Here is a 12,986-nt window from a genome sequence, read left to right as displayed (position 1 = left end):
GTAAGTATATATGGTTATTCCTTTAATGATACAGGCTAAGCTTGTTTTATATAGTATTTTGGCTGGGGTTTTAACTGGCTTTATATTCGATTTTTATCGTACTTTCAGAGGATTTGAAAATGTACATAAGCTGCTGATTATTGTTGAAGATATTCTCTTTTGGATTTTAACTGGTATATTGATATTTATTTTCCTGCTGTATACCAATCAAGCAGTTGTAGGAGTATATGTGTATATTTGGATGACTATTGGTATATATTTTTACATGAAGCTGTTAAGTAAAGCTTTTACAAGAATTCAATACAAATTAATTTGTAACGTTTCTAAGTTTATTAGAATAATTATAAATATAGTCATTTTTCCCTTTAGATATGGATTCTATAAATTAGATTCGAAAAATAAGCGTAAATTTAAAAGAAATAACTTGAATAAAGTATAGAATCTAATTACAATAGATTTATAGAACCTGATATTTCAACTATAAAGGGGATACTACTAAATGAAAAAGAGAAAGGTAAATTTAAAGGCCCTTTTAGTCATATTATCAATTGCTTACTTTTCAATTATTTTTATTAGGCAAGAAATTGCAGCAGCAAGACTAAACAAAGAAATTGTAAAGGCAAACTTGCAACTTGAGGAGATTAAAGAGCAAGGAGAGAGATTAAAGGAGCAATTGGAAATGTCAAGGACTAACCCGGAAGGGTTTAGCGAAAGGCTGGCTAGGGAGAGATTGGGATTAATTAAGGAAAATGAGACTCCTGTTATGCCCATACCTGAGAGGCAATAGTTTGGTTTTAAAATTATTTATATAAACATATTTATTTAAGGAGGAGTCTTTTTAATATGACCTTAAAGGCAGGAAACATTATAGAAGGTACAGTAATTAACATTACTAACTTTGGTGCATTTATCGATGTAGAAGGTAAAACAGGGTTGGTTCACATCTCTGAAGTTGCTGATACATTTGTAAAGGACATCAGAGAGCATCTTAAGGAACAGGATAAGGTAAAGGTCAAGGTAATATCCGTTGACGAAAATGGAAAGATTAGCCTTTCCATTAAGCAGGCTATGCCACCTAAAAGATCCGCAAAACCAATCGAAATTGATTGGTCAGGAGATAGGAATAAAAACAGTTCAGCAAACTTTGAAGATATAATGTCCAAATTCCTGAAAGACAGTGAAGAGAGGCAGCAGGATGTTAAAAGACATCAAGAGTCTAAGGGAAGAGGGTATAGTAGAAGAAGTTAAAGTATAGATAGCAAAACTGCTGGGAGAAATCACAGCAGTTTTTTATTAATCAATGGGAAATGAATGAAAAAGAGTAACGAAAAAAACAAAATAAAAAGTGTTGACAATATTATAAGAGTCAGATATAATAGTCTATGTCGCTAAGGAATTGCAATTCCTGAGACGTGCTAAAGTGGCGGAACAGGCAGACGCACAGGACTTAAAATCCTGCGGTGCTAACACACCGTACCGGTTCGATTCCGGTCTTTAGCACCAAATATCGCGGGGTGGAGCAGTTGGTAGCTCGTCGGGCTCATAACCCGAAGGTCGTAGGTTCAAGTCCTGCCCCCGCAACCATAATGTGGCGGAATAGCTCAGCTGGCTAGAGCATTCGGTTCATACCCGAAGTGTCGTAGGTTCAAGTCCTATTTCCGCTACCATTTTAATTAAATAGTTTATATCATGCTAAAGTGGCGGAACAGGCAGACGCACAGGACTTAAAATCCTGCGGTGCTAACACACCGTACCGGTTCGATTCCGGTCTTTAGCACCAAATATCGCGGGGTGGAGCAGTTGGTAGCTCGTCGGGCTCATAACCCGAAGGTCGTAGGTTCAAGTCCTGCCCCCGCAACCATAATGTGGCGGAATAGCTCAGCTGGCTAGAGCATTCGGTTCATACCCGAAGTGTCGTAGGTTCAAGTCCTATTTCCGCTACCAATAAAAAGAACTCACAGAAATGTGAGTTCTTTTCTTTTAGTTTTATGTAATTAGAAGTAATGTGGATTAGATTATTAGTTTTTGATGAATCTATTAATATCATCCTGTGACAAATTACATTAAATTTATAAGCCCACCTAATAATCTTCATCAAATCCCCTTATGTATATGTAATACACGACAATTTGAATTGTCCTATTTTTTATCAGAAAATATTCCTAAAATAAATTAATCCACAATATATATTGATAATGTGGAAAATGTATCAATATATTGTGGATCTTTTTATATAGGATGAAGAGTACCTTATTCATTTTTGTGAAATAAAAATAGATTGTTGTCCAAAGAAAAAAATATTAGCTCACAGTTTATGACATATAATTCCAAACACCTTTGCTATAATAATACTGCGGCTTAAAGGCATGTTGTATTGCAATGCGATTCACATGACTGACATATATAATTAACGGGAGGGTTATGCTAATGCAGTATGGTGTTGAACTAAAGTCATATAAGAGGGAAAAAAAATTACAAAAGAAAGAAAAAACGATTAATTATAGTTGGTATGCAATCGCTACAATTTACTTTGCGGCTGCCTTCTTAATTAGTAGGGTAATTCTTATAAACAACTCTGCACCTTTTGGAATTGCTTTTATAATATCGGTGGTTCTGAATAAAGAAGATGATATTCCTATAGTAGCAGGTTGCGGTGCCTTATTAGGCTATATCAGTATATTTAATAACTTAGAAAACTTACCAGTATACATATTGGCGGTGGGGACTGTTGTACCAGGAGGCTATTTTGCAAGACACGTTAGTAAAAACATAAAGCTTCTGGTTTTCTTCTTGTTCCTTTTCTTTGAAAACTTAGTCTATATGACTATTCTTGGCAATGATTCAACAGGTTCTAACGCATTGACAGCTTTTTTTGAGGTTGGGTGTACCCTACCCATATACTATATGATAAGTTATGCAATTTCATGTCTAAAGGATATAAAATCCAAGCACACATTTAAGAATGAAGAAATTATTAGTGTGACCATGATCATAGCATTAACGATATCAGGGACTTGGGGAGCTAGCCTATGGGGAATATCTGTAAGAAATATAATCGCTTTTATTTTTATCATAATATGTGCATATATTAACGGTGCTTCTGTAGGAGCAGCGGCAGGTGTGGCTGTTGGATTGATTGTTGGGGTTACAACAGATAATCTCTCACTGTACATTAGCTATTTTGGCCTTTGCGGTCTTACTGTAGGGCTTTTTAAAGAAGGGGGCAAATGGCTTAGCGGGATGGCTTTTGTAGTTTCCTTTTTCATAATTAAGCTTTACTCAGATATAGCGGCAGATTTTAAGCTTCTTGAAGTTCTTATAGCCATGATAACAATGTTAAGTATTCCTGATAAGTTTTACAATATATTAATGCTGGAGTTTAATATGGAGAAAAAGGTAGCGGATATTAACAGCAAATATGTTGATACTATCAGGGATATGTTCTTGAACAAGCTAAGCAATTTTTCAGATATTTTATACAACATGTCACACACGGTTAAGAATTTGGTTAATAATGACAAGCTGTTGTTAAAGAATAAGAGCAGTGCATTGGTTGAGAATTTAGCAGATCGTGTATGTGCAAATTGCAGTATGAATTCAGTGTGCTGGAAGAGGGAGATATATTATACTTTTGCAGCCTTTTCAGAGCTAATACAGAATTATCATGAGAATAATTATACTCTGCCGGAAGAGTTGGAGAAAAAGTGCATAAAAAAGGATGAACTGGCAGCAAACACACAAGATTTGATCAATATATTTATAACCAATGAAATGTGGAGAAGCAGGTTGGTTGAAGGAAGACAGTTAATAGCAGGACATTTAAGTAGTATGGGTGAGACAGTACAAGAGATTGTTGGTGATTTCAATACCAACATTGTGTTTAATGGTGATAAGGAAAGATATATTAAGAGAATGCTGAATAAAAAGGGTATAGGTTACTCTCATGTATTATGTTTTCAAGATAGCAAAGGTAGAAATAATGTGAAGATTGCCGTAACCAATTGCAAAGGTTCCGAATTCTGTGTAAAAGAAATTCTTCCGGTGGTAAACCAAGCCACTGGAGTAAGCATGTGTATATGCGAAGAAGAGTGTTGCGGAAATTCTAATGGCGGAGGTTGTTCCATAAGTTTCGAGGAAACTCCGAAGTACCATATTGTTTCACATGTAATCCGGGAATGTAAAAGTGGTGAAAAATATAATGGGGATAGCTATAGCTTTGGAAAGCTTAAGGACGGTACATATATGATTATTATCAGTGACGGTATGGGTTCAGGACCAGAGGCCGGACAAGAGAGTAGAGCTGCTGTTGAAATGATAGAAAGATTTTCTAAGGCGGGATTTTCTATGTATACAGCAGTGAATACAGTAAACTCGATTATGACTATGAAGTTTTCAGAAGAGGAAAAGTTCTCTACATTGGATATTGCCAACATAGACCTATATACCGGTGATCTAAGGGTAATGAAAATTGGAGCTGTGGCTACCTATATTAAAAGTAAAGAAAAGGTTGAAATTATAAATTCTAAAACCTTGCCCATTGGGGTACTTGACAAAGTAGATGTTGATGTAACTGACAAAAAGGTTAAGAACGGTGACATTATAGTAATGCTAAGCGACGGTGTACTGGAATGTGAAGGCAATAGTGACTCAATGCAAAATTGGATAACCAATTACCTTGAAAAATGTATTCATACAAATCCAAAGGATATAGCTGAAGAAATTGCTGCCAGAGTAAAAGAGGTCAATAATGGAAAGGCTAATGATGATATGACGATAATAGCTTCAAGAGTATATAGTTTATATTAATTTATAAATTGGGATGGCTTATAGTCATCCTATTATTTTGATTTACTTGACATGTTTAGACTATTAATGGTTATAATGGATATAAAAAAGGTAATGAGGTGTCCATTTTGCTGCAAAAAGTTATAGATTTTATAAATAAATATTCCATGCTAAATAAAGGGGATAGGGTAATTGTAGCTCTTTCAGGAGGACCGGACTCTGTGTGCCTTATGCATATGTTGAATGAAGTAAAAGAAATATATGATATTGAAATATACGGTGCCCATGTAAACCACTGCTTAAGAGGAGAAGAGGCAGATGAAGATGAAGCTTATGCTGAAAGATTTTGCAGAAGTCTTGGGGTGGAATTTTATTCTAAAAAAGTTGATATTAATGAAATGGCCAAAAGGCAAAATATATCCAGTGAAACTGCAGGTAGAGAAGCTAGGTACAGGTTTTTTAATGAATTAAAGGAACGCTTGGGTGCCAATAAAATTGCTCTGGCCCATAATTTAAATGATCAGGCGGAGACAGTGCTTATGCGTATAATGAGAGGAGCAGGCATAGAAGGTCTCCAAGGTATAAAACCGGTTAGAGACGGCATTTTCATAAGACCTATACTGGTGCTGAAAAGAGAAGAAATTGAAAGCTACTGTGCATTTAATCAGCTCAATCCAAGAACAGATAAAACAAATTTTGAGAATATATATAATAGGAATAAGGTTAGGCTTGAGTTAATACCATATATTGAAAAAAACTTTAATAAAGATATTTTAAATACCTTAAATAGGTTGGCGAACATAGTTAGCAAGGACAATGAATATATTGATGAGGTTGCAGGGAAAAAATATAAGACCTACTGTTCCTTGGAAAATAATACAGTGACCCTTAACAAAAGATTGGCAGAGGAGCATGAGGCAATTATATCAAGAGTAATAAGAAAGGCGTTATACGAGATAAATGGAAGCTTAGTAAATATTGAGATGATCCACATAGGTGACATTATTGACCTATTCACAATAGGTACAGGAAAGAAGGTTACTTTACCATCCGGCGTACAAGCGGAGAATGTATATGGAGATATAAGGATATATAAGGTAAATGAAACTATACAGGATAAAACCTTTGACGGATGTATTGTTTTATTAGCGAAAAATGATATTTCCAGGGAAATATTGTTTTCAAGATACATAGAAGAAATGGATGTAACAGTGGGCATAAGACTGGTTAAAAAAGATGAAATTATTAAATTTGGCGAGGATCCATATAAAAAGTACTTTGATTATGATAAAATTATAAACAGTATATCTATAAGATATAGACTTCAAGGGGACAGATTTAGTCCTTATGGAATGAAGGGGAGCAAAAAGATCAAGGATTTGTTTATGGATTTAAAGATTCCCAAGGATGAAAGAGATAACATCCCCCTGCTCTGCTTTGACGAAGAAATTGTTTGGGTTGTGGGATATAATGTCAGCAATAATTACATTGTGACAAAAAATACAAAAAACATTTTAGAAATAAAAATTAGGAAAGGAGAAACTAAATGATAAAGCACTTAAAAGAAATTCTATTGGATGAGAACAAAATTAAGGAGAAAGTAAAAGAACTGGGAAAAATAATTACTCAGGATTATGAGGGCAAAGAACTGGTGCTGGTTGGAGTATTAAAGGGCTCTGTAATGTTTATGTCCGATTTGATGAAGAACATTGAGATTCCATGTTGTATGGACTTTATGGCGGTTTCAAGTTATGGAGCGGCAACGGAAAGCTCTGGCATCGTTAGGATATTAAAGGATTTAGATTATCCTATAGAAGGAAAGGATATACTCATAGTAGAGGACATAATAGATTCAGGGATAACATTAAAGTACTTATTGGAATACCTGAAGGCAAGGAAACCATCATCCATAGAAGTTGCTTGCTTATTGAATAAACCTGAGAGAAGAAGGGTAGAAATAGAAGTGAAATATCAAGGCTTTGAAGTACCGGATCACTTCTTGGTTGGCTATGGATTGGATTATGCGGAAAGGTATAGAAACTTACCTTTTATCGGCATACTGAAGGAAGAGGTTTATAAATAATGTTACAATAAAGTTATTGTAATGAAAAAACTGTTATGATACAATTTTATAGTATCAAGTTAGATAGCAAATTTTATAGAGAGGGGGGCCAGATATGAAGAAATTTTCCAGTGCAACACTCTGGCTTTTTGTATTGATAATGGTAATTGTTGCGGCTTTTCTTTTGGTGGATGCCGGAAGAGGATCTAATACAATAACAGCCGATGAGTTTGAAAAAGCATATGAGGGTGGAAAACTCGCTTCGATGCAGGTTCATGAAGATATGATGACAGTTACAGGAAAGTTTGCTGATACCAATAAGGAATATCAAGCAATAGTCCCTTATCAGAGGGTGCTTCAAATAATTGATAAATATCCAGCAAGTAACACTATGAAGGAGACTTATGTAAAGCCCACTAATGTTCCGTTTTGGATACAATACCTACCAACCATTTTACTGATTGTAATGCTGGTGGCCTTTTGGTTCTTATTTATGCAGCAGTCACAAGGCGGCGGTGGTAGCAGAGGGGTAATGAATTTTGGTAAGAGCAGGGCTAAGATGGCTTCACCAGATAAGAAAAGGGTAACTTTTGCAGATGTTGCCGGAGCCGATGAGGAAAAGGCTGAGCTTGCCGAAATTGTAGACTTTTTAAAGCAACCTAAGAAATACACTGACATGGGAGCCAGAATACCTAAGGGAGTCTTATTGGTAGGACCTCCAGGAACAGGAAAAACCTTGCTTGCAAAGGCTGTTTCAGGTGAAGCAGGCGTACCGTTCTTCAGCATCTCAGGTTCTGACTTTGTTGAAATGTTTGTAGGTGTGGGTGCTTCCAGGGTAAGAGATTTATTTGATCAGGCGAAGAAACATACATCAAGTATAGTTTTCATAGATGAAATTGATGCTGTGGGAAGACAAAGAGGCGCAGGCCTTGGCGGTGGTCATGATGAAAGAGAACAAACATTAAATCAGTTGTTAGTTGAAATGGATGGCTTTGGAATAAATGAAGGTATAATAATCATAGCAGCAACTAACAGACCGGATATATTAGACCCTGCCCTATTAAGACCAGGTAGATTTGATAGACAGATAGTGGTTGGAGCTCCTGATGTTAAAGGTAGAGAAGAAATTCTTAAGGTTCATTCCAGAAATAAAAAGTTATCAGATGACGTAAAACTGGATGTACTGGCTAAGACTACTTCAGGCTTTACCGGTGCAGATTTGGAGAACTTAATGAATGAAGCTGCCCTCTTAGCAGTAAGAAACAATAAGAAGGTTATTGGACAGCAAGAATTAGAGGAAGCAGTAACAAGAGTAATTGCTGGTCCGGAGAAGAAGAGCAGAGTAATACAAGAGTACGATAAGAAGATAACAGCTTATCATGAAGCAGGCCATGCAATAGTGGCTAAGCTTGTACCAAATGCAGATCCTCTGCATCACATAAGTATAGTACCTAGAGGAATGGCAGCAGGTTATACAATGCACCTTCCTAAGGATGATAAAACTCATGTGTCAAAATCTTATCTTTTAGATCAAATGGCTGTTTTGCTAGGCGGCAGAGTGGCAGAAAAACTTGCCCTAGATGATATATGTACCGGTGCTCAAAATGATATTGAAAGGGCCACAGCCATAGCAAGAAAGATGGTTATGGAGTACGGTATGAGTGATGAGATAGGTCCTATGGCTCTAGGTTCAGACCACAACGAGGTCTTTTTGGGAAGAGATATCGGTAGAAGCAGGAACTTCAGCGAAGAAGTTGGTGCTAAGATAGATAAAGAGATAAAGAGACTTATAGATGATGCTTATCATAGAGCTGAAAAGTTAATAGGTGACAATATGAATAAGCTTCATGCAGTGGCTCAAGCATTACTTGAAAAGGAAAAGCTTGAAGCATACGAATTTGAAGAAATATTTAATGCTACAGTATAAAGGATGACAGATGTCATCCTTTTTAAAAAGGATGTGTTGTTTATGAAAAGTGATATTGAAATAGCTCAGAGTGCAACCATGGAAAAAATAGCTGTTATAGCAGAGAAAATAGGATTAACTGAAGAAGATATTGATTTATACGGAAAGTATAAATGTAAAATTTCTTTGGACGTATTGGATAGACATAAAGAAAAAAAAGATGGAAAGCTTATCCTTGTAACTGCCATAAATCCAACTCCTGCCGGAGAGGGAAAATCAACGGTAACAGTTGGATTGGGTCAAGCCTTATGCAAAATGAAGAAAAATGCCATAATAGCCTTGAGAGAACCGTCTCTCGGTCCGGTGTTTGGAGTTAAAGGCGGAGCTGCCGGCGGGGGATATGCCCAGGTAGTTCCAATGGAAGATATAAACCTTCACTTTACCGGTGATTTTCATGCTATCACTTCTGCAAACAATCTTTTGTGTGCAGCTATAGACAATCATATACATCAAGGAAATAGCTTAAATATAGACTTAAGAAGAATTGTGTTTAAAAGAGTAATAGATATGAATGACAGAGCCTTAAGGGAAATAGTGGTAGGCCTTGGGGGAAAGATCAATGGCTTTCCAAGAGAAGAAGGCTTCATGATAACTGTAGCGTCTGAAATAATGGCTATTCTTTGCTTGGCCAAGAACTTAATGGACCTTAAGGAGCGTTTCGGAAATATAATTGTAGCTTATAATATCAATGGAGAACCTGTATATTGCAGAGATCTAAATGTGCATGGTGCTATGGCACTATTGATGAAGGATGCTATTAAACCTAATCTTGTACAAACTTTAGAAAATACTCCGGCTATAATACATGGAGGACCTTTTGCAAATATAGCTCATGGCTGCAACAGCATATTAGCCACAAAAATCGCACTTAAATTAGGAGATTTTGTTGTGACAGAGGCTGGCTTTGGAGCTGACTTAGGGGCCGAAAAATTTATGAATATTAAGTGTAGGTTTGGACAGCTTGCTCCAAGCTGTGTAGTAATCGTTGCTACCATCAGAGCCCTTAAGCATCATGGAGGGGTAAAGAAGGATATGCTTAGCAAACCAGATGTGGAGGCCCTAGCCAGAGGAATAGAGAATTTACACAAGCAGATTGAAAATGTAAAGAAGTTTGGAGTACCTGCAGTTGTTGCAATCAATAGATTTGTTACAGATAGTAATGAAGAAATTCAATTTATTAAGCAATTCTGTGATTCTATAGAAGTACCTGTAGCCCTTACAGAAGTATGGGAAAAGGGAGGAGAAGGTGGCTTGGAATTGGCCAAGGCTGTCCTTGAAACCATAAAACATAAAAGTGGAGATTTTAAACTTCTATATGATGAAAAATTACCTATCAGAGAAAAGATGAGGATAATTGCAAGAGAAATATATGGTGCTAAGGATGTATCATTTGATAAAAATGCGGAAAAGCAAATAGCTGAAATAGAGAAGCTTGGCTTAGACAAAAGGCCTATATGTGTGGCGAAAACGCAATATTCACTATCGGATGATCCTCAGCTATTAGGAAGGCCCGAAGGGTTCACAATTAACGTAAAAGAAGTAAGGGTATCTAACGGTGCAGGGTTTATCGTAGTCTTAACTGGGGACATAATGACTATGCCGGGCTTGCCTAAGGTTCCCGCTGCTGAGAGAATGGATATACAGCAGGATGGTTCAATTACCGGTTTATTTTAGTAATTATTGTAGAAAAACTAACCCTGTATAAGACTTCTTATACAGGGTTAAATTATTTGTAACCAAGGTTAATTGTTAGTCTGATGTACAAATACACTCCATTATGATAACATAAAAAATGAGTTGCATTAGGGTTTATAGTTAGGAGGCACAGATAATGATAGATTTTGATGAGTTGAGTAATAGAAGAGCTATTAGTTTAGAAGGTGGTGGATCGGGAAAAGACTCTATACAGCATAGTAATGGAAAAATGACAGCAAGAGAGAGAATAGAATACTTGATTGATAAGGATTCTTTTGTTGAGTTGGGACTTTTGTCTAAAGGCAATGGAGGAGGAGTACTAACTGGTTACGGTACAATTAATGGAAGTCTTGTCTATATATACAGTCAGGACATTACAGTTAACGGCGGAATAATGAATAAAAGTAATTCTGAAAAGATCTTGAATATAATGAATTTAGCTTTAAAAATGGGTGCTCCTCTAATACATATACTCGATTCGGTTGGTGGAGATATCAATGAGGGCATGAGCATTTTATCTTCCTACGGAGCCATTTTGAACTTGCAATCCAAAATGTCAGGTGTTATACCCCAAATATCTCTGGTATGTGGACCTTGCACTGGAGCAGCTGCCATATCTGCATGCCTTAGTGATATTACAATTATGACAAAAGTGGCAGAGCTTTATATAAATTCTTCAGAGAGAATAGAAAAACAAAGTAGAACATATACTGAAGGCAGCAAATATGCAACCGCTGAAGTTGGGGCAAGAAGCGGAAGTGTCCAATTAATTGCAGACAATGACAAAGACGGGCTGGATAAGATAAAGTCCACTCTATCTTACATTCCTCGAAATAACCGTCAATTAATGAGCTTTGAAGCATCAGCAATGGATGAGGTCATAAAAAATGATATTGACACTCTTTATTGTGAAGGAAAAGCTACATATAAAGAGATTTTGACTTATATTGCAGATGAAAATAGTGTATTTGAAATTGATAATTGTATGGGGACTGACCTATACACTTGCTTTATTAAGTTAAGAGGTTTAAGTTTAGGAGTTATTGCAACAGATAGCTCAAGAGCTCAGGGACTTAATATTAAGGATTGTGAAAAAGCTGTCAAATTTATAAAGCTGTGTAATGCCTTCAATATATCTATATTATCATTAGTTGATTGCAAGGGTTTTATTGGAAGTGCTGAAGAAGAGGCTAAGGGACTATCTCTATATGCAGCCAAGCTGGTGTATGCTCTTGTAGAAGCAAATGTTCCGAAGGTTGCATTGATAATTGGGAATTCTTTAGGTGCAGGTCACATGGCCTTTGCGAGTAAAGACACTGCCTTTGACCTAGCTTTTGCACTTCCATATGCCACTATATGCCCAGCAGACCCTTCTGAAATGGTGAGATACTTACACGGAGAGGAAATAACTTTATCGGATAATCCAAAGTTGAAGGAAGATGAGCTTCTGAAGAAATTCATTGCAAAAGAGGCTTCAGCCCTTAAAGCTGCTGAGGATGGCCATATAGATGATGTAATCAAACCCTCTGAAGCAAGAATTACCTTGCTTAGGAGCTTTGACATGCTTCAGAGTAAAAGAGAACTTAGATACCCAAGAAAGCATGGAAGTGTTCTCATATAAAACGGAGGGGTGAAAATGCGAGAATTATTTAGTGATAACTTAGTCAGTGTGGTAAGCTTTATGGCTGTAGTTTTGGCGGTTCTTGTTGTGGTAATGCTGTACTTATTGTCTCAGTATAGGCAGCTTAAGTCTAATAGTGAGATTGAGTCTATTGACACTGCAGCTATTACCTTAGAGGAAAGCAGTCCTGGAGCCATTAGGCAAGAACAAACAGAAAATAATGACGAAGAGGTTGTTGCAGCTATTATTGCCGCTATATGCACATACAGCGGTATGTCTGCAGAACAATTTGTAATAAAGTCAATAAAATTAGTGAATAGCGGTAATTTCAATTGGAGAAATGAAAGTATAATACCGGAATAATTCTTGGGAGGATTTTTTATGAAGAAGTATTATGTCACTGTAAATGGCAAAAAGTATGCAGTTGAAGTTGAAGAAGTTCAGGGAGATTTGGTAATACCCGTAACCAATACAGTACCACTTTATACTGAGGGACCTTCGGAGGAGAAGGTTATTACACAACAACCGAAAAAGGAAGAAACTCCAAAGGAGGCAGAAGAAACAAAGAAGAATGAGCCAGAGCTATCACAGACCCAAGCGGCAGATGGAGAAAAGATTGAGTGCCCTATGCCTGGTACAATCGTCAGGGTTGATGTATCTGTAGGGAGTACAGTAAAGAAAGGTGAAGTACTAATGGTGCTGGAGGCCATGAAAATGGAAAATGAAATTATGGCACCAAGAGATTGCAAAGTTGTTAGCATAAATGTTACTAAGGGGACATCAGTAGATACCGGTGATGTATTGCTTGTTATACAGTAGTTTGGAAAGGCTTGACAAATGCCAATAAGTTGCTAGAA

The 12,986-nt window shown here is 36.6% G+C and carries 11 protein-coding genes and 6 tRNA genes; all 17 read left to right on the top strand.

Annotation, left to right across the window (positions count from 1 at the left end):
* The first annotated feature begins 10 nt into the window (after nt 1–10).
* The 17 genes from yabQ (at nt 11) to FHY60_RS15745 (ending at nt 12,948) form a co-directional block, all read left to right on the top strand.
* A complete protein-coding gene (gene yabQ / locus FHY60_RS15825; RefSeq protein WP_139905935.1) occupies nt 11–439 on the top strand; it encodes a spore cortex biosynthesis protein YabQ in 429 nt (142 codons plus the stop codon).
* A gap of 60 nt (nt 440–499) precedes the next feature.
* A complete protein-coding gene (locus FHY60_RS15820; RefSeq protein WP_139905934.1) occupies nt 500–787 on the top strand; it encodes an FtsB family cell division protein in 288 nt (95 codons plus the stop codon).
* A 56-nt stretch (nt 788–843) separates the two neighbouring features.
* Nucleotides 844–1,248, top strand: a complete 405-nt coding sequence (locus tag FHY60_RS15815; RefSeq protein WP_139905933.1) for a S1 domain-containing RNA-binding protein — start codon at nt 844–846, stop codon at nt 1,246–1,248.
* A 166-nt stretch (nt 1,249–1,414) separates the two neighbouring features.
* Nucleotides 1,415–1,503: transfer RNA gene (locus FHY60_RS15810), tRNA-Leu, on the top strand.
* A gap of 5 nt (nt 1,504–1,508) precedes the next feature.
* Nucleotides 1,509–1,584, top strand: a tRNA-Met gene (locus FHY60_RS15805).
* Between the two features lie 6 nt (nt 1,585–1,590).
* Nucleotides 1,591–1,667 (top strand) — tRNA-Met (locus FHY60_RS15800).
* A gap of 24 nt (nt 1,668–1,691) precedes the next feature.
* Nucleotides 1,692–1,780: transfer RNA gene (locus FHY60_RS15795), tRNA-Leu, on the top strand.
* 5 nt (nt 1,781–1,785) lie between these two features.
* Nucleotides 1,786–1,861: transfer RNA gene (locus FHY60_RS15790), tRNA-Met, on the top strand.
* Between the two features lie 6 nt (nt 1,862–1,867).
* A tRNA-Met gene (locus FHY60_RS15785) sits at nt 1,868–1,944 on the top strand.
* A gap of 483 nt (nt 1,945–2,427) precedes the next feature.
* Nucleotides 2,428–4,806, top strand: coding sequence for a stage II sporulation protein E (gene spoIIE, locus FHY60_RS15780; RefSeq protein WP_163216046.1), 2,379 nt, complete (start codon nt 2,428–2,430; stop codon nt 4,804–4,806).
* A gap of 98 nt (nt 4,807–4,904) precedes the next feature.
* Nucleotides 4,905–6,335 (top strand): tRNA lysidine(34) synthetase TilS, encoded by a 1,431-nt coding sequence (gene tilS / locus FHY60_RS15775; RefSeq protein ID WP_341472532.1) that lies wholly within the window; start codon nt 4,905–4,907, stop codon nt 6,333–6,335.
* Entirely contained in the window at nt 6,332–6,868 is a 537-nt protein-coding gene (gene hpt, locus FHY60_RS15770) for a hypoxanthine phosphoribosyltransferase (RefSeq protein WP_139905930.1), read from the top strand. Before tilS ends, hpt begins: the two co-directional genes overlap by 4 nt.
* 94 nt (nt 6,869–6,962) lie before the next feature.
* On the top strand, nt 6,963–8,774 hold the full coding sequence (ftsH, locus tag FHY60_RS15765; RefSeq protein WP_139905929.1) for an ATP-dependent zinc metalloprotease FtsH: 1,812 nt from the start codon (nt 6,963–6,965) through the stop codon (nt 8,772–8,774).
* 42 nt (nt 8,775–8,816) lie between these two features.
* Nucleotides 8,817–10,487: a formate--tetrahydrofolate ligase gene (locus FHY60_RS15760; protein WP_139905928.1), complete on the top strand. Its 1,671-nt coding sequence runs from the start codon at nt 8,817–8,819 to the stop codon at nt 10,485–10,487.
* Between the two features lie 157 nt (nt 10,488–10,644).
* Nucleotides 10,645–12,129, top strand: coding sequence for an acyl-CoA carboxylase subunit beta (locus FHY60_RS15755; protein WP_139905927.1), 1,485 nt, complete (start codon nt 10,645–10,647; stop codon nt 12,127–12,129).
* A 15-nt stretch (nt 12,130–12,144) separates the two neighbouring features.
* Entirely contained in the window at nt 12,145–12,492 is a 348-nt protein-coding gene (locus FHY60_RS15750; RefSeq protein WP_139905926.1) for a hypothetical protein, read from the top strand.
* A gap of 18 nt (nt 12,493–12,510) precedes the next feature.
* The gene (locus tag FHY60_RS15745) at nt 12,511–12,948 is read left to right on the top strand and encodes a biotin/lipoyl-containing protein (RefSeq protein WP_139905925.1); all 438 of its coding nucleotides are present in this window, start codon (nt 12,511–12,513) and stop codon (nt 12,946–12,948) included.
* The last annotated feature ends 38 nt before the right edge of the window (nt 12,949–12,986 follow it).

The sequence above is a fragment of the Clostridium thermarum genome (assembly GCF_006351925.1).
GTDB classification, from domain to species: Bacteria; Bacillota; Clostridia; order Clostridiales; family Clostridiaceae; genus Clostridium_AU; species Clostridium_AU thermarum.
The sequence above is the reverse complement of the archived record's forward strand: the minus strand, read 5'-3'. Positions and strand labels throughout refer to the sequence as shown.